Consider the following 18,252-nt stretch of genomic DNA (forward strand, 5'->3'; position numbering starts at 1 on the left):
GCCCGTTACTTTCGAATTTGCCATGCCTCTGTCTTCCTTCTTATTTTCTTCGAAAGTACGGTGTACAGCAGTCTTACGATAATATTCGTAAGCACAATGAGTACCGCCATGGCCGCAGCCGCTGCAACGTCGCCGGCATCCTCCATATTCACCAGGGCAACCGCAGCCAGATTCAAATCCGCAGATCTCAGAAACACAACGGCTGAAACGGTAACCATCGAGTTGACAAAGAAATACATAGCAATTTCAAGAATGGCCGGCAGACACATCGGAACCGTTACTTTTAGCAATGTTCTGTAGAAAGGGACGCGCATCGATTCGGAAACGAGCTCAAATTCTTTATCCAGCTTCTTCAGCGCAGTCATCGCTGTGACAAACGGCACGCCATAGAAGTGAGTGATATTCGCCAGCACCAGGATCACCATCGTTCCGTAAATCCAGTTCAAGGGATTGCCCGGATTGTTAAAGAAGAAAATGTAGGCCAGACCAATTACCATACCGGGCAGTGCAAGCGGCAATACGGACAGAAAATAGCCTATCTGCCGAAGACCGTTCAAATGACGCGATTTCTCAATCAAATAAGCAAATAAAAAGGTGATGAACGTTCCTGCTATCGCCGTAAACAGCGACACTTGCAAGCTGGTCCAGAACGGGTCGAGGCCGGAGCCTGCGACGTTGGAAAAGTCATAATGCTTGAAGCTGAAACTTAAATTGTAAGGCCAAACTTTCATCAATGAAGCACAGACAATCGTGATTAATGGGATAAGAATTCCGGTAGAAATAATCAAACCAAATAGTTGATATAGCGTATCGCGAGTTTTACCGGCATGAATTCGGTAAGGCGTCGATTTGGATGAAAGCATGGAACGCTGTTTTCGTTCAACCATCCGGTCAACGGCAAAGGCGAGAATAGCGGGTATCGTTAACAAAATGCCAACCGTAGCACCCATCGACATATTTTGCTGTCCGATGACTTGCTTATAAATATCCGTCGCCAATACGTTGAATTTGCCGCCGATCGCTTGCGGCGCTCCGAAATCCGTAAAGCAGGCAGTGAAACAAACAAAGATCGCGCTGATTAAACCATACTTGACCGAAGGCAGCGTAACCGTCAAAAACACCCGCGCTTTGCTCGCTCCCAATGTTTCCGCGGCTTCGTACAGACGCTGATCCGTAATGGACAGGGCGGTAATGAAAATAAGAAACGCTTGCGGGAACAAGTAAATCACTTCGGATATGATGATGCCCACGGGCCCGTATATCTGGATATGAATGCCGCTAGGCAATAATCCGAACAAGCCATTGGTGAGCAGCCCCTGATTGCCGAATAAATACGTTAAGGCTATGCCGTGCATCATCGTCGGTTCAAAAAGCGGCAGCATCGCGACATAGTACAAGTAGGATTTGCCGCGGATGGCCGTTCGGCTAATTCCGTACGCATACAGAAAAGCCAGCGTGACGGCAATGCCGGTTGATGCCAATGAAACGTTTATCGTATTCCATAACGATTGCGCCAAAGAAGGCGTAGTAAAATATTTGATAAAATTCTGAATCCCGATAAATTCAGCTTTGGCGTTGAAGAAAGCTTTACTGAACAATAAACAGAGCGGCACGAATGTCGTGATTAACAGGGTGACAACAAGTACAGCAATAAGGGTATTTTGCAAATTAAAAAGTTCTCGGTAGTTATGGCGAACAGGCGGCATCCATGTGGCAGTCGGCTTCTCCATCACGCAGTCACCATGGCATCCGGCGTAAACGTTATGAGCCTTTCTTGCGGGAACTCAACGGATACTTCAGAGAACTTCATCAAGTTCAGCTTATGCGCTTGCCCGGCAGATACATCCACGGCCAGCAGTTGATTCCCGATCAGATCTTTCAGCTCGCGAATCGGCTGCAGCAGCAATCTGTAAAACGGTCCTCTGAACTCCATATGTTTGACGACAGCTTGGTAGCCTGAGCCTGGAGAAGAAATGCGGATATGCTCTGGTCTGACAGCAAAATCGGTAAGCGGGAGGTTCCCTTTGTGCGGCCCGAAGGCCAGGAAATTAATGGATCCTATAAAATCGGCTACAAAAGGCGATTCCGGCTGATCGTACACCTGCTGAGGGGTTCCGATTTGCACCATTTCAGCATTATTCATGACGACAATCCGATCGGCCATGGTCAAAGCCTCTTCTTGATCATGGGTGACCATAATCGTTGTAATGCCCAGCTTCTTTTGCAAATTGCATATTTCTTCCCGCAGCTTGGTCCGAACTTTGGCGTCCAGTGCCGATAGCGGTTCATCCAACAGGAGAAAATCCGGCGATAAGATGAACGCTCTGGCTAGGGCAATGCGCTGCTGTTGTCCGCCTGAAAGCTGGGCGGGATAACGGTCTTTCAAGTGCAGAAGATCGACCAGCGACAGCGCCTCGCTTACTTTTTCGTCGGTTACACGCTTGGTGAGCTTTCTTCCTTGCAGCCCATAAGCCACATTCTGAGCGGCTGTTAAATTCGGAAATAGGGCGTAGGATTGAAAGACCATGCCGAAATTGCGTTTGGACGGCTGCAGCTGTGTGATGTCCCTGCCCCCAACCGTAATTCGCCCGCGTGTCGGCTTCTCAAGACCGGCGATAATGCGCAGCAGCGTCGTTTTGCCGCAGCCGCTCGGACCGAGCAAACAAATGAATTCATTCTTACGAATGTCGATGTTGATGTCTCTAAGCGCCGTAAAGGAGTCGAATGTTTTGTTCACACCTTGAATGGATAAATAGGCTTCTGGCATAAGCTGCCTCCTTGAACTTAGATTGAGAAGCAAGCGGCTGCTCACAGCAACGGATGAATGAGCAGCCGCCCGGAAACTCGCTTGACTATTTCGGTTCGCTCTTCGTGTTATACCGCTTATCCCATTCAGTCAAAATACTCTCGCGATTTTTCGCAGCTTCATTTAAATCATTCTTGATTAACTGCTTGATCGGGTCTACTTTGTAACCTTCAGGAAGCTTGGAAGCGTCCGTTTTGATAGCCAAGATCGCGAAATTTTTGTTGTATTCTTGCATCGCTTCATCCGTAATGGCCCAATCGAGGAATTGTTGAGATACTTGTTTGATCGATTTCTTCTTAATAAGCGCATTGGCTTCTACATCCCAGCCTGAGCCTTCTTTCGGAAATACGACCTCAACCGGGGAACCTTTCTTCTGCTCTTGCAAACCGCGGTATCCGAAAGAAATGCCGATCGGGTACTCGCCTGTGCCGGCGAGCTTAGCCGGTTTCGACCCGGAATGGACGTACATGGCGATATTGTCATGCAGCTTGCTCATATAGTCCCATGCCTTGTCTTTGCCATCCAGTTGAATAAGTCCGGAGACGGTCAGGAAGCCTGTGCCTGAGGAAGACGGATTCGGCATTGTAATAAGGCCCTTGTATTCCGGTTTAATTAAATCCGCATAGGATTCGGGAATTGGCAGCTTGCGCTTCTCCATCTCTCTTTTGTTCACGATGAAAGCTGTTTCCCAAGCATCGATGCCAACCCAGTGCGCAGGTACATTTTTATCTTTAAAATCTGGCAGTATACGATCTACGCCCTGCGGAGCATAGGGCTCCAACTGATTGTTCTGATCAAGCACCAGCAAGCTTGTTGCCGCTAATCCCCAGACAACGTCTGCTTGCGGATTTTCTTTCTCAGCCAGTAGCTTGGCCGTGATCACACCTGTCGAATCCCGGACAATGTTCATTTTGACATCAGGATATTTCTTCTTGTAGCTGGCCAAATAGTTCTTGATCGCATCGTCTTCCAGAGCCGTATAGACGGTTAATTCCTTGCTGGCAGTATCTAAACTCCCGGTTCCTGCCGGACTTGCCGTCCCGGGGGTCGCCTCATTCATGGTTGCAGGTTTTCCGCACGCTGACAGTAATGATACCAATGTGGCCACAACGACTAAACTTTTAGTTAATTTTTTTCTCATTGTATCGATTCCTCTCCCTCTCCTGAGATCTGGCCTATCCGATGATCCGCACTCTTCTCTCTGCTTTCATTTTGTCTTCTCCAGGTGCTAAAGTCGTTTTCGATGATCGATCTTCGATCAAAGATCCCCCCCGCATCGTTATTAGCACAAAAACAAACCAAAAAACAACACTCATAAATTGAAATTAATTGTTTTTAGTTGTTTTCATACGCAGATTATATGTTGTGTTTTGTTGTATGTCAATGATCTTTATGTCATAATTCATAACATTATTTATGGTTTTATTGAAAGTTGATCCTGAATTATTAAAAATTGAAGAAAATAACCTCATTTAAGTCAAGTAAGTTTACACATAGTTTACAAACAAGCTTGATTTTCAGTCATAATTTACATTATTTTAACAAATCGATATTGTAGTTCTAACATTTCAATGATAATATCAAATGAAACACACATTAAACAAACGAAAAACACTTTTTTTAGACATTATCATATTCTCAAGAGGGGGGGGCTTTATGTTTTATGAGCTTAATGAGCTTTATAAGCGACTCTCGCATCATGGTCATCGGCATTTTATTGGAGTCTTTTCCTTTCATTTTACTTGGCGTCGCGATTTCGGCCCTGCTGCAAACCTTTATTAGCGATCAGACGCTACAGCGGTGGATACCGAAAAAAACGATTCCCGGCATCCTGTTCGGTTGTTTGCTTGGCATCATCTTCCCGCTTTGCGAATGCGGAATCATCCCTGTGGTGCATCGGCTAATCCGCAAAGGCATGCCGCCTTATATCGGCATCGTGTTTATGATGGCCGGCCCGGTCTTCAAAACCAGTTCGCCTTGGGACGATTCTCGATGCGGTGCTGTGTCGCAGACTCTGTGCCGCTTGCCATTCTCGTCGAGACCGATACCCCCGAACTATGGCACAACAATGCGTATGCGGTCGCCCTCGGCACCATCGAAAAACGCATGTTTGACGGTAAAAACGTATTAACGATCGTTGCAAAAACGATAGATACGCAAAAAGAACCGACTAGTCCATACGTGTATCAAAATTCATACTTCGGAAATTGAAACGAACGTCAACCATTTATCCATTAGATCAGCCTGAGCAAGAACAAGAAGTGCCTCTGAGCAGTTTGGTCGAACATTAAGAGTTTATAAAAAGGTAACGGCGTGCTGTATAGTCTTTCTGATAAATGGAACGTTCGTCGTTAATATTCAAGTGCGAGTGCCCCGATAAAACAACAACCTGCGGAAAGTCTTTCAATTGGTTTTTTATTCGTGGAGTGTCAGGGGAATATGAGTTTTCTGTAGACTCTCTGAGGCGACACCAGCAGGGGTCAGGTTTTGATCTCCTCTCTCCGTACCCTTAACCTCCGTTCATGACAATTCCTGATCCAGTTGTGAGATAGATCACATATGTTCTCAAGGGGATCTGTTAATCTATGTTCTGAGGATATTACTAAATGGGTACGGAGGGATTATTCCATGTTTTGTTATCAATGTGAGCAAACCCCGACAGGTGGATGCAAGGTCATCGGTGTCTGCGGAAAAGATGAAAATATCGCCAGCCTGCAGGACACTATGATATTTGCGTTAAAAGGTATTGCCGCTTATGCTACGCATGCCAGACAGCTAGGCTATAGCGACCCTGACGTAGATCGCATTACACATGAAGCCTTGTATATGACTTTGACGAATTCTAATTTCAATCTTCAGGAACATATAGATATGGCTATGAAAGTCGGTTCTGCTGCCATTAAAATCATGGATGTTCTTGATCGCGCTCACACGGCTCACTTCGGAGTGCCGCAGCCAATTACGGTATCTCAGAACAAAATCGAAGGCCATGCCATCGTCGTAACCGGGCACAACCTTTATGCTTTGGAGGAATTGCTGAAGCAAACGGAGGGCAAAGGCATCAACATCTATACCCATTCCGAAATGCTTCCGGCCCACGGTTACCCCAAACTGAAGCAATATGCGCATCTGAAAGGAAATATAGGTAAAGCCTGGTTTGACCAACGGCGTATTTTCGAGAAGTTCCCAGGAGCCATTTTGGCTACAACCAACTGTGTGATGCCAATTAAAGGCACCTATGCCGACCGCTTCTTTTCGTACGATATCGCAGGTCTCGAAGGCGTTACCAAAATCGAGGGCGATGATTTCACCCCATTGATTGACAGAGCTTTGTCACTGCCCGCTGTCACCATAGAATCGGAGCAGGTTCTTACGACCGGTTACCATCATGAAACGGTGATCGGGCTCGCTCCCGAAATCATTCAAGCTGTGCAAGCAGGCAAAATCAAGCGCTTCTTCGTCATTGCCGGCTGCGATGCGCCCGGAACCGGCGGCGAATATTACCGCGAGCTCGCCACCTCACTGCCTAACGATACCGTCATTCTCACGACCTCCTGCGGTAAATTCCGCTTCAATGATGTCGATTACGGTACGGTGGCCGATACGGGCATCCCTCGCTATATCGATCTTGGCCAATGCAATAATTCGGGTTCCACCGTCAAAATCGCCATGGCTTTGGCCGATGCATTTGGCTGCAGCGTCAACGATCTGCCAGTCAGCATCGTCCTCTCCTGGTTTGAGCAGAAAGCCGTTGCTATTCTTCTCGGTTTGTTCAGCCTGGGAATTCAAGATATTCGCATCGGACCTAAACCTCCGGAATTCATCAATCCAGGCGTGATGAATGTGCTTGTGGAGACCTTCGGACTTAAACTAATCGGCGTTGCTCAAGAGGACATGGCAGCGATGCTTTCGCAATAAAACACAAATGGACGTATAGCCTCGCCGGCTATACGTCCATTATTACGTTCCCTATCTGATGAGCGGATGCGAAAACAATCACTTCTTCGGAATGATCAAGGTGACACATGTTCCTTGGCCATGTGCCGAACGAATATCGAATTGTCCGCCAACACTCTTGGCTCTTTCCTCCATACTGAACAGACCGACGCCTTTCGTGACATCGCTTTGAACAAACCCTTGTCCCCGATCTTCGATGCGCACTTCAACAACCGAATCTTTATCATGAACGGATACATGAGCTTCGGAAACATCTGCATACTTGGCTATATTGGTAAGAGCCTCTTGAATAACACGGTAAATCGTCGTTTCCTCGACCGCCCCTAATCGCCTACGCAGATTGCTATCAAGGATTACACGTATGCCGTAATGTTCCATATAATTTTCTATATAAGTACGAATGGCAGGCACGACCCCCAGATCATCCAGAACAGAAGGACGGATCTCCCAGGCCAAATTACGAACTTCCTCAATGATTCCGGAGACAACTTGCCGTAGATGGGTGATTTCAGTATTTGAATTTTCACTTTCTCCGATTAGTTTATCCATCTGTATCAATAGGGAGAAGAGACTCTGACCGATGCCATCATGCAGCTCACGCGAAAATTTCCTTCGTTCCTCTTCCTGAATTTGCATGACCTGTGACATCATAAGCTGCAGTTCTTCTTCGACACGCTTTAATTGCGTTACTTCATTGCGAATGGCAAGATACTGGTAGGGATGACCTTGTGCATCCACAAATGGCACTATCGTCGTATCCACCCAGTAATACGTGCCATCTTTCGCTTTATTTTTGATCTCTCCATGCCACACCTGGCCGGAAGAAATCGTTTGCCACAACGAGGTCATGAATTCTTTGCGGTGATAACCCGAATTAATAATGCGATGATCTTGACCGAGCAGTTCAGCACGTGAATATTTGGAAATCGCACAAAATTTATCGTTCACATATTGTATTTTCCCTTTTTGATCGGTGACTGCCACAATGGAAGATTCATCTAGGGCAAACTTAACATCTGACAGTTGTTTGAGCGACTGCTTCAGGTGATCTTGAAACAAAGAGTCAGTAATATAATCGTCCAGGTGTGCGATAAGCTCAGCTACATTCTCGCCAATCACTTCCGGATACTCCCTGCTTAGATCCTTACTCAAAGTTCAACAATCCTTTCTTGACGGCAAACTTCACCAGCTCAGGTCTCGTTTTTAGCCCAAGTTTCTCCATGACGTTGCTTTTATGCGATTCCACCGTTTTGACGCTGATAATCAATTGGTCGGCTATCTCTTTATTCGAGAATCCTTTGGCAATCAGCGCCAATACTTCCTTTTCCCGTTCCGAGAGAGATTCGTAAGTTCCCGTATTTTCCCCGTGCTTCAAACGTTCAATATATTCACTCATGAGCCGCTTGGTCGCTGTTGGATATAGATAGGCGTTGCCGGCAGCAACAGAGCGTATGGCGGTCAGCAGCTCCTCGTGCGGGGCGCTTTTCAAAATATACCCAGAAGCGCCTGCGTGTATAGCTCTGAACAGGTATTCGTCGTCATCATGCATCGTCAGGACTAATACGGCCAAATTCGGCATCAGCCGCTTTAACTCCGCTGTCGCGGTAAGCCCATCCATGCCTTGAGGCATATTTAAATCCATTAATACGACATCCGGTTTAAGCAGATGAGCGGCTTGAATGCCTTCTTCTCCGTCAGCTGCCTCTCCGATCACTTCTATGTTATGCTTACCATGCAGCAGACTCATTAAGCCTGACCTGACTACGGCATGATCATCAACTACCAGGATTTTGAGCATATCCATCCTCCAATTCATCGGCTAGTACGGCCCGCCATCATTATTACCCTAATCATAACAAAAAAGAATGAATTCCGGTAATGGAACTCATTTCGCTATTTCACCTTTATGCTTCCTAAGATGCCATGCCAGTACATGAAGCTTCTCTTGAACGGCCAGGATCTCCTCTTGTTCATACCTTAGCTGTGCTCTTTTCCCTATGAACAATAATCCTCTTATCCAAGAACGCGGATGATCGGAATCCGTGAGGATCGGAAATACAGCCGCTGTTTGCAGCTGTTCGGCAAGCATAACAGGACAGCTGCGTCGAACGGCATCCGCATCCGAATGGGTGTCATCCACTTTCACCCATCTGCCCAGACGCAGGGAAGAACCTGCTAAGCCTTGACCTGATTTAATCACCATTTGCTGATAGCGTTTATTTCTGAAGCCTATAGCATACTTCCAACGTATGTTATGGGCATTAACATTGCCATTCAATGGCGCCAGCGCGATGAAATCACTTGACGTCAGGCTTCGCAAGCGCTCCAGCTCCTCTATGATCTCTGCATCGCCATCTGCCATATTGGCCACCTCCCATTCTGCACCAGAGCAGATTTATCCTACTTTCCATTGTAGACGTTTGAACTCGTCTTGTAAGTCGGGGAAAACCCTGATTTCAAGATCAGGGTTTTATGCCGGCTATCCCTTGGATTCCCTCAGGCTGTTATCAGGAAAATCAGGTATGAACCTGTGATTTTTCTCACTCCAATATAAGGGTTTTACCCTTCAAAGATCAGGAGAACTCCCGATAATCAAATCCATTCGAATTCGTTATGATATAGCTAACAAACAATCGTTGAGGAGCTGGCACAGATGGCCGTTAAGTGTCAATGGAATGAAGATAACAAAGGGATTACGAAGTTTTTCTCCGAAGAGAATTTCCATAAGCTACAAAGCATTATGTATCTCAAGCATGCGGTGAAGGGCGATTATCTTTTCTGGGAGGGCGATGTCGCGGATAAATTGTACTATATCATCAAAGGCGGAGTCCGTATCACCAAGCTGTCGGAAACAGGCAAAAGCTTTATCTTATATCTGCACCAAGCAGGTGATTTATTCGGACAGATGGATCCGTTTCAGAACTCCGTACAAAGCTTCAGCGCGGAAGTCACAACCGATTGCGAGATTGGCGTGATGCAGCGGAAAGACCTCGAGGTATTACTTTGGCAGCACGGGGATATGGCTATCGAGTTTATGCAATGGATGGGGCTCATGCACCGCATGACGGAAACGAAGTTTCGCGATTTGATGATGTACGGGAAACCAGGCGCACTCTGTTCGTTGCTTATCCGACTTAGCAATTCGTACGGCGTTCCAAAAGGTCCGCATACTTTGATTAATTACAAGATCAATAATACCGAAATGGCGGATATGATCGGAGCTACACGGGAAAGCGTCAACCGGATGTTGAGCGATATGAAAAAGGAGGATGCCGTTGAGATCCAAAATGGACAGATCGTGATCAAAGATTTGACCTATCTCCGCGATATCTGCCACTGCGAGAACTGCCCTAAAGAAATTTGCCGTATGTAGAAGAACCGGAAATCTATGCTCATCTAGCATAAGGCCTCCGGTTCTTATATGCCTAAATTCGATCCAACTCATTGCAGCTGGCGAGACCGCTTTGCATTTCCTTCTGCAAAATTTTGCAGTCTAATTTTCAATTCCTCATTGTCATGCAGGCTTTCTGACGTAAGGGTATAAGTACGGAGCAGTTCCGTCTCCTGTTCCAATGTTTGCTGAAGAATCTCCTTCAATGACTCTTTATCGATTCCACATTCTTTACCTGGTTGATCACAATCCACAGAGATATTCACCTCCTGCTTATCTATTGTGACCGTTCGCTACTGACTAATACCGGGATTTAAAATTAATTCCTTGTGACATTGATCACATCCAGTTACCACAGAACATTGTAAGATAAAAGTGTAGAGAGACAGCAAATAAACCGAAGAGACGATAATGTTTATGAAACGATCTCTATGGATGCACGGAAAGACATTTGTCAGGATTCTTGTGGAAAATTTCACTTAGGAGATGATTGTGATGTTAGTGAACTGGCTTAGAGAGAATAAGTACGCTGCTGCAGTTCTTCTATTCGTTCGATTGTATCTAGGGTATGAATGGCTTACGCACGGATGGGAAAAATTGATGGGGAACTTCAATGCCGGAGGGTTCCTCAATAATGCGGTGAATAACCCGGTTATCGACAAAGCGACGAACGAGCTTATTTATCCGACTTTCACCGCTTTTGTAACCAACTTCGCATTGCCGAATGTCAAGATTATTAACTTCCTGATCCCGTTAGGTGAATTCCTGGTCGGCCTTGGCTTAATTCTCGGAGCTTTCACAACCGCGGCGGCCTTTTGCGGACTTCTCATGAACTTCATGTTCATGTTCGCCGGCACCGTAAGCACGAACCCATGGTTCATCCTCATTGGCGGGATCTTGTTCCTAGGGGGAGCAAATACAGGCAAATTCGGCGTCGACCACTACCTCCTGCCGCTGCTTCGCCATGTACTCACTCACAAAAAAGAAGGCACAAAAAACAAACCTACCGGAACCATACGTCCGAGACATATTTAAAAATGATGAAACCAGGAAGAGACCGTTCAATCTGAGCGGTCTTTTTTTTGTTGAAGTTTCAATCCCGTTTGCTCACAAATAACAGGCGCCCTCCCCGAATGATACCGGGATGAGAGCGCCTCAGAAGAACCTCATATTATCGTTCATTTAACATTTGATCAGCTACTGGGAAGAACATTTCCTCTTCCGCGAGGAGATGCTCATTCAATACCGAACATGCCACACGAAGCAGCGAGATCACTCTCTTCAACTCCTTGCCGTTCGTTGCCATACATTGATCCGCAATTTCATTGAACGAGCGAACGAAGCGTTCCGCCTGCTTGTGATCCTCTTCCATGACCCATGTCGAAGTTATAAAAGACGGCTCCATGCCCTGATTGGCATATCGTGCAAGGAGAGGAAGCGCTTCCTCTTCTTCCCAATGCTCGTGCTCTTCCAGCTGTGTCATGAATGCGGCCATTTGTTTCCGAATTTCTCGAAGTAGATCCGTCCATTCATCTGAACCGCGTAAATGGTTCGTTTTATCCTGGACAAGGTCGAGCTCCTTCTTTAACGCATCGTGCTCATCCTTCAATCGTTGTACAACCTGCTTGAAAGGGGTGGTTTGCATCTCATGAATGGGATAACCGAGCTCAATAATCATTGAATATCTCCTCCTTGTGTAGCGTGCCGTCATTTCACCTATGAGAAAAAGTATTCTAAATCGGTTAGCACTTTTTCTGCCAAAGGGAATACGAGCTGCTCCTCCATGGTCAAGTGGTCGTTAAGGATCAAACAAGCCTGGATGAGATGTGCCGTTGCCTCAACGAGCTGCTTTTTGGCGACTAACGGCGTTAAATCGATAACAGCTTCATGAAACGTTTGAATAAATAAAAGCGCCAATTGATGATCTTTTTCAAGTACCCAGAAAGAGGGTGTGATCGATGGAACGGGTTGTCTGTCGAAATAATCCTGCAGGAAGGGAAACAACTCCTGGTCTTCCCACTCGGCGTGACGCTCCAGAGCTTGAACAAACGCTGAAGTTTGCTGCCTTAAATCATGCAGAACTTGGATTCCCTTCGCAGGATCGTTCAGCAATCCCACTTCCTTGGCGCTTGTTTCAAGAATTCTCAATTGGTGTCGCAGCCGATCGTGCTCTTCCCGCAATCGATCGGTGGCAAACTCAAGTTCAGACGGGTTCGAGGCGGCTATTCCCAAAATGGAGCTTATTGCATGTATGGCCATTTACAATCCCTCCAAAGTACGGCGTTTACTTCTAACTATAGTATAAATTCAACCGTTGACTCTTGCTGTGCGTTACATCACATCATCCCCGATCGGAGACTCGAAGTGTAAGAGTACATAACAAATAGTGCCGGATCAAAGTCCGGCGCTATTTGTATGGATATCCATGATCACTTCTTTGGGGCTGGCTTGAATGCCCTCATCAATAATGCTTCGCGCACGGGCAACATCCCGATCGGTTGGAATGGGGCAGCTCTCGAGCGGATACGTTTTGCCCATTTGCTGCCATTTATACACCCCCATCCTGTGATAGGGGAGCAGCTCTATTTTCTTCACGTTGTCCAAAGACCCGATGAACCTGCCCAATTCAAGTAAATCCGAGTAGTCATCCGTCCAACCGGGGACTAAAACATGACGGATCCAAGCGGGTTTATGGATCTCGTTCAAATGAACGGCAAAGCGCTTGATCCGGTCATTCGGCTGAGCCGTAAGTTCGATGTGCTTGTCAGGATTTATTTGTTTCAGATCCAGCAGGACCAAATCGGTAACGCTCAGCAGCTCATTGGCATGACCTTGCTCACAGAAACCGTTGGTGTCCAATACCGTATGCAAGCCATAACGTCGTTTGCACTCGGCAAACAGACGAGCCAGGAAGGGAGCTTGCAAGGTCGGCTCCCCCCCTGTCACGGTAATTCCCCCTCCGGATCGTTGATAATACGCCAAGTAAGGCTCTATTTCCGCTAATATCTCCTCTACGTCCATCTGCCTTCCTGCGTTCATTTCCCATGAATCCGGATTGTGGCAGTATTGACATTTCAGCGCACAACCCTGCATGAAAAGCACGAAGCGGATGCCCGGACCGTCAACGGTGCCGAAGGTGTCGAAGGAATGAATGCGTCCTTTCATCGGGTCTGCACCCCTTTCTGTTCTCACATCGTCCCATGGAAGGTACGGTGAATGACATCAAGCTGCTGTTCGCGAGTCAGCTTGATGAAGTTAACCGCGTAACCGGATACGCGAATCGTGAGCTGCGGATACTGCTCCGGATGCTCCATGGCATCTAGCAGCTGAGCGCGGTCGAACACGTTAATATTCAAATGGTGCCCTTGGTTCGCCATGTAGCCATCCAGCAGAGCCACGAGGTTCGATATGCGCGTATCTTCTTCACGCCCGAGCGCCTTCGGCACAATGGAGAACGTATTGGAAATACCGTCAAGGCAATGCTCATACGGAATTTTGGATACGGATGCCAGTGAGGCCAAAGCCCCTTTACGGTCGCGTCCGTGCATCGGATTCGCGCCCGGTGCGAATGGCTCGCCCGCTTTCCGTCCATCTGGCGTGCTTCCTGTCTTTTTGCCATAGACGACATTGGATGTAATCGTCAGAACGGACATCGTCGGAACCGCGCCGCGGTAAGTTTGATGCTTGCGGAGCTTATTCATGAACGTTTCGGCCAACTGGACGGCAATTGTGTCCACGCGCTCATCGTTGTTCCCGTACTGCGGATAATCCCCTTCGATCTCATAATCGACGGCAATCCCCTTGTCGTTACGGATCGGGCGCACTTTGGCATGTCGGATGGCGCTGAGCGAGTCGGCGACTACGGATAATCCGGCAATGCCGCAGGCCATCGTTCGTAGAATCTCGCGGTCATGTAATGCCATTTCTAACCGCTCGTAGCAGTATTTATCGTGCATATAGTGAATGACATTCAGCGTGTTCATGTACAGCTTCGCCAGCCACTCCATGATAGTATCGAATCTCTCCGCCACTTCTTCATAGTTCAGAACTTCAGAAGCGATTGGAGCCAGTTTAGGTCCGACTTGAATGCCAAGCTTCTCATCCACACCGCCGTTGATGGCATACAGCAATGCTTTCGCTAGATTGGCGCGGGCGCCGAAGAATTGCATTTGTTTGCCGATCCGCATCGCCGAGACGCAGCAGGCGATGCCGTAATCGTCTCCATAATAAGGACGCATGAGATCATCATTCTCATATTGAATCGAACTGGTCTCCGCCGATACCTTCGCACAGAACGCTTTGAAATCTTCGGGAAGCTGCGTAGACCATAGTACCGTTAGGTTTGGCTCAGGGGCGGGACCCAAGTTGTACAAGGTATGAAGGAAGCGGAAGGAATTTTTGGTAACACGCGGCCTGCCGTCCAGTCCCATCCCCCCGATCGACTCCGTTACCCAAGTCGGATCTCCGCTAAACAGTTCATTATAATCCGGCGTGCGCAAAAACTTAACGATACGCAGCTTCATAACCAAATGGTCAACGAGTTCCTGCGCTTGCTCTTCCGTCAGAGTACCCTCCTGCAAATCTCGTTCGACATATATATCGAGGAAGCTGGATACGCGGCCAAGGCTCATAGCTGCGCCATTCTGCTCCTTAATGGCAGCCAAATAAGCGAAGTACACCCACTGTACGGCTTCGCGGGCATTAGCCGCCGGCGATGAAATATCATAGCCGTAAGACTTCGCCATCTGCTTCAGTTCATGCAGACTGCGGATTTGCTCGGACAATTCTTCACGAAGCCGGATGACGTCCTCGGTAATGGCGTCTACTTCAAGTTGAAGCAGGTCCTTCTTTTTCTCCTCAATTAATCGGTCCACGCCATATAAGGCCACACGCCGATAATCGCCGATGATGCGTCCACGTCCGTATGCATCCGGAAGACCTGTGATGATCCCCGCTTTGCGGGCTGTTTTCATCTCCGTGGTGTAAGCGTCGAATACGCCTTGGTTATGCGTTTTGCGAATATCTGTGAACAGACGGACCATGTCTTCAGGCAGCTTGAAACCGTAAGCTTCGCATGCATCTACGGCCATACGGATGCCGCCAAAAGGCTGTATGGAGCGCTTCAAAGGCGCGTCGGTTTGCAGCCCGACGATCTGTTCTTTCTCCCGGGCAATATAACCCGGCGCATGCGAGGTAATTGTGGATACGGTATTGACGTCCACGTCCAGAACGCCGCCGTTCTCCCTTTCCTTGCGGGTCAATTCACTGACCATTCGCCATAGCTCTTCCGTAGCTTCCGTAGGACCAGCTAAGAAGGCATGATTCCCAGTGTAGGGGGTCACATTTGTATCAATGAAATCTTTGACATCAACCTGATGCTCCCACTTGCCTTTCGTAAAGCCTCTCCAACTATTCATATGCACATCTGCTTCTCGTACAGCCATTGTCGGCACCTCCGCATTTCGCTAGATGATTGATTTCCATTTACTCGAACTTGCCGTAGAACGCATTGCGATAAACATCTGCTAACTCTGTGACTAAAGGCATCCGTGGATTCGCAGTCGTACATTGATCTTCGAAAGCCCGGTCCGCTAAGTAATCGACACGTGCCTCGAATTGTTCAGGATTGAAGCCCAGATCCTGGAATTTCTCAGGAATACCGAGCTTCTGATTCAATTGGCGAATGGCTTCGATCAGGCTGTTGACGCCTTCTTCCGTTGTTTGGGCAGAAAGCCCCAGCATCCGGGCGATCTCGGCATATCGCTGGTCCGCCACGAAGTGATCGTATTTCGGGAACGATGTAAACTTTGTCGGCAGCTTGGCGTTATAGCGGATGACATGCGGCATCAGGATCGCATTGGTGCGGCCGTGAGCCGTATGATATTCGCCGCCCCATTTGTGAGCCAAGCTGTGGTTAATGCCAAGGAACGCATTCGCGAAAGCCATCCCCGCTATCGTTGAGGCATTATGCATTTTCTCCCGTGCGACAGGATCGCCGGTGGCATAGGATTTCTCCAGGTTGTGGAACACCAGCTGGATCGCCTTCAGGGCCAAACCATCCGAGTAATCATTGGCCATGACGGATACATAAGACTCGATCGCGTGCGTCAGAACGTCCATGCCGGTGTCGGCAACAGCTGTCTTCGGCAAGCTGTAGACATAGTCAGGATCAATGATGGCAACGTCCGGAGTCAGCTCGTAATCCGCCAGCGGGTACTTGGTATTACCTTTCTGCTTATCGGTGATGACCGCGAAGGAAGTCACTTCGGATCCTGTACCCGAAGTGGTTGGAATCGCAACGAACTTAGCTTTGCGTCCTAGCCGCGGATACTTGTAAACCCGTTTCCGAATATCCATGAATTTCTGTTTCAAGGCATCGAAGCTCGTATCCGGATATTCGTAGAAAAGCCACATCGCTTTGGCTGCATCCATAGGAGAGCCGCCGCCCAAGGCAATAATACAATCTGGCCCGAAGCTTGCCATCTGCGCTCTGCCTCGCTCTACGGTTTCAACAGACGGATCCGGTTCAACATCCGAGAAGACTTCGATGTAGACGGGCAGCTTACGCTTACGCAGATAATATTCGACCCGCTCTACGTAGCCCAGCTTCACCATCATAGGATCCGTAACGATCATTACGCGCGTGATGTCAGGCATTTTCTCCAGATATTGCGTAGCGCCCTTCTCAAAGTAAATTTTGGGCGGTATTTTAAACCACTGCATATTAACCGTCCGATAAGCAACTCTCTTCACGTTGATCAGGTTCACGGCACTCACATTGGAGGTTGTGGAGTTATGTCCGTAAGATCCGCAGCCAAGGGTTAACGAAGGCAGGTTGGTGTTATAGATGTCCCCGATAGCGCCATGCGTAGACGGCGAATTTACAATTACGCGTCCTGTCTGCAGCTTAGCTGCGAAGGCTTCGATCACATCCTTGTTTTGCGAATGGATGACCGAGGAATGGCCCATACCGCCGAATCTGACCACTTCGGCCGCCCGATCTATCCCTTGCTCCGCCGTTTTCACCTTATAGCAGGCAAGCACAGGGCTTAATTTCTCGGCAGATAAAGGAAAGGCTTCCCCTACGCCAGTAAGCTCAGCGACCAGTACTTTCGTCGTTGCCGGTACTTTGACGCCTGCCATCTCCGCGATTCTCACAGCGGATTGACCGACGATAACGGCATTGACTGCGCATTTGTCCGAGTTGATGACAAGCTTGGATACGGCCTCGGTCTCCTCCTTGCCCAGGAAATAACACCCTTGATCCGCCATGAGCTTTTTCGTTTCAGCGTAAACGGCTTCTTCGATAATAACGGACTGCTCGGACGCACATATCATGCCATTGTCGAATGTTTTGGACAAAATCAAATCATTGACGGCCTGAGGTAAATTCGCCGATCTCTCGATAAAGCAAGGCACGTTGCCGGGGCCGACACCAAGTGCCGGTTTACCTGTGCTGTATGCGGCCTTCACCATGGAAGATCCGCCTGTAGCCAGAACCAACGCGACATCCGCGTGATTCATCAGCCGTTGAGTAGCTTCCACGGACGGATGCTTCACCCACTGGATGCAATGCTCGGGGGCTCCTGCTTTCACAGCGGCATCCAGCAGCGCTGCAGCAGCCGCGGCACTGGATTGCTGAGCGGACGGATGGAATGCGAATATGATGGGATTTCGGGTTTTGGCTGCTATTAATGACTTGAACATCGTCGTCGAAGTCGGATTCGTGACGGGCGTTACCCCGGCAATAATGCCAATCGGTTCGGCTACCATCCGGTAGCTTTCAAAGGTATTTTCCTCAATCACGCCGACGGTCTTGTTGTTTTTGATGCTATGATAGATGTACTCCGTAGCGAATAAATTTTTCGTAATTTTATCCTCATAGACGCCTCGGCCCGTTTCTTCGACAGCCAGCTTGGCAAGCGTCATATGACTGCCGATCCCGGCAAGCGCCATTTGCTGGACGATGGCATCCACCTGTTCTTGATCCAATTCCATATAAGCTTGCTGCGCAAGCTTAGCTCTTGCAACCAACTGATCCACTTCATCCTGCGCGGAGATTTGCTCCTTCATCTTCATCTCTTTCATTGCCATAGCC

General features: G+C 48.1%; 17 protein-coding genes and 1 pseudogene. 6 read left to right on the top strand and 12 right to left on the bottom strand.

The annotated features are described in order from the left end of the window. Positions 1-5 precede the first annotated feature (5 nt). The 3 genes from J2X61_RS27050 to J2X61_RS27060 form a co-directional block, all read right to left on the bottom strand. On the bottom strand, positions 6-1,706 hold the full coding sequence (locus J2X61_RS27050) for a putative 2-aminoethylphosphonate ABC transporter permease subunit (protein ID WP_274467498.1): 1,701 nt from the start codon (positions 1,704-1,706) through the stop codon (positions 6-8). 23 nt (positions 1,707-1,729) lie between these two features. After that, positions 1,730-2,767 (bottom strand): ATP-binding cassette domain-containing protein, encoded by a 1,038-nt coding sequence (locus J2X61_RS27055; protein WP_310192280.1) that lies wholly within the window; start codon positions 2,765-2,767, stop codon positions 1,730-1,732. Positions 2,768-2,852: 85 nt separating this feature from the next. Further along, entirely contained in the window at positions 2,853-3,866 is a 1,014-nt protein-coding gene (locus tag J2X61_RS27060) for a putative 2-aminoethylphosphonate ABC transporter substrate-binding protein (RefSeq protein WP_310192283.1), read from the bottom strand. 639 nt (positions 3,867-4,505) lie between these two features. On the opposite strand from J2X61_RS27060, the pseudogene J2X61_RS36480 reads away from it, so the two are divergent. The 4 genes and pseudogenes from J2X61_RS36480 to hcp all read left to right on the top strand — a co-directional run. After that, positions 4,506-4,754, top strand: a pseudogene (locus tag J2X61_RS36480) (permease); the annotation flags it as partial. A gap of 44 nt (positions 4,755-4,798) precedes the next feature. After that, positions 4,799-5,017, top strand: a complete 219-nt coding sequence (locus J2X61_RS36485; RefSeq protein WP_396135508.1) for a TIGR03943 family putative permease subunit — start codon at positions 4,799-4,801, stop codon at positions 5,015-5,017. Next, entirely contained in the window at positions 5,014-5,097 is an 84-nt protein-coding gene (locus J2X61_RS36490) for a small, acid-soluble spore protein, H family (RefSeq protein WP_379239638.1), read from the top strand. Before J2X61_RS36485 ends, J2X61_RS36490 begins: the two co-directional genes overlap by 4 nt. Before the next feature lie 337 nt (positions 5,098-5,434). Further along, on the top strand, positions 5,435-6,724 hold the full coding sequence (gene hcp, locus J2X61_RS27070; RefSeq protein ID WP_310192288.1) for a hydroxylamine reductase: 1,290 nt from the start codon (positions 5,435-5,437) through the stop codon (positions 6,722-6,724). Positions 6,725-6,802: 78 nt separating this feature from the next. Here the strand turns inward: hcp and J2X61_RS27075 are convergent, their stop codons facing one another. The 3 genes from J2X61_RS27075 to J2X61_RS27085 all read right to left on the bottom strand — a co-directional run bounded on the left by J2X61_RS27075 (position 6,803) and on the right by J2X61_RS27085 (position 9,125). Further along, complete coding sequence (locus tag J2X61_RS27075; protein ID WP_274467074.1) at positions 6,803-7,915, bottom strand: PAS domain-containing sensor histidine kinase; 1,113 nt, start codon at positions 7,913-7,915, stop codon at positions 6,803-6,805. After that, positions 7,908-8,561 (bottom strand): response regulator transcription factor, encoded by a 654-nt coding sequence (locus tag J2X61_RS27080; protein ID WP_274467075.1) that lies wholly within the window; start codon positions 8,559-8,561, stop codon positions 7,908-7,910. Before J2X61_RS27080 ends, J2X61_RS27075 begins: the two co-directional genes overlap by 8 nt. An 87-nt stretch (positions 8,562-8,648) precedes the next feature. Further along, a complete protein-coding gene (locus tag J2X61_RS27085) occupies positions 8,649-9,125 on the bottom strand; it encodes a hypothetical protein (protein WP_310192290.1) in 477 nt (158 codons plus the stop codon). Positions 9,126-9,416: 291 nt separating this feature from the next. Between J2X61_RS27085 and J2X61_RS27090 the strand changes: the two genes are divergently transcribed. Beyond that, entirely contained in the window at positions 9,417-10,136 is a 720-nt protein-coding gene (locus J2X61_RS27090) for a Crp/Fnr family transcriptional regulator (protein WP_274467077.1), read from the top strand. A gap of 68 nt (positions 10,137-10,204) precedes the next feature. Here the strand turns inward: J2X61_RS27090 and J2X61_RS27095 are convergent, their stop codons facing one another. Next, positions 10,205-10,408 carry a hypothetical protein gene (locus J2X61_RS27095; protein ID WP_310192292.1) on the bottom strand — a complete coding sequence of 68 codons (204 nt, stop codon included), beginning with the start codon at positions 10,406-10,408 and terminating at the stop codon, positions 10,205-10,207. A 241-nt stretch (positions 10,409-10,649) separates the two neighbouring features. Between J2X61_RS27095 and J2X61_RS27100 the strand changes: the two genes are divergently transcribed. After that, a complete protein-coding gene (locus tag J2X61_RS27100) occupies positions 10,650-11,189 on the top strand; it encodes a DoxX family protein (protein ID WP_274467079.1) in 540 nt (179 codons plus the stop codon). 136 nt (positions 11,190-11,325) lie between these two features. Here the strand turns inward: J2X61_RS27100 and J2X61_RS27105 are convergent, their stop codons facing one another. The 5 genes from J2X61_RS27105 to adhE form a co-directional block, all read right to left on the bottom strand. Further along, positions 11,326-11,832, bottom strand: coding sequence for a hemerythrin domain-containing protein (locus J2X61_RS27105; RefSeq protein ID WP_310192294.1), 507 nt, complete (start codon positions 11,830-11,832; stop codon positions 11,326-11,328). Between the two features lie 38 nt (positions 11,833-11,870). Then, positions 11,871-12,413, bottom strand: coding sequence for a hemerythrin domain-containing protein (locus J2X61_RS27110; RefSeq protein ID WP_310192297.1), 543 nt, complete (start codon positions 12,411-12,413; stop codon positions 11,871-11,873). Positions 12,414-12,548: 135 nt separating this feature from the next. Then, a complete protein-coding gene (gene pflA / locus J2X61_RS27115) occupies positions 12,549-13,319 on the bottom strand; it encodes a pyruvate formate-lyase-activating protein (RefSeq protein WP_310192299.1) in 771 nt (256 codons plus the stop codon). Positions 13,320-13,342: 23 nt separating this feature from the next. Continuing rightward, positions 13,343-15,598 (bottom strand): formate C-acetyltransferase, encoded by a 2,256-nt coding sequence (gene pflB / locus J2X61_RS27120; protein ID WP_310192301.1) that lies wholly within the window; start codon positions 15,596-15,598, stop codon positions 13,343-13,345. Between the two features lie 40 nt (positions 15,599-15,638). Further along, positions 15,639-18,248 carry a bifunctional acetaldehyde-CoA/alcohol dehydrogenase gene (gene adhE, locus J2X61_RS27125; protein WP_310192303.1) on the bottom strand — a complete coding sequence of 870 codons (2,610 nt, stop codon included), beginning with the start codon at positions 18,246-18,248 and terminating at the stop codon, positions 15,639-15,641. Positions 18,249-18,252: the final 4 nt, after the last annotated feature.

The sequence above is a fragment of the Bacillus sp. 3255 genome, assembly GCF_031456485.1.
Classification (GTDB): domain Bacteria; phylum Bacillota; class Bacilli; order Paenibacillales; family NBRC-103111; genus Paenibacillus_E.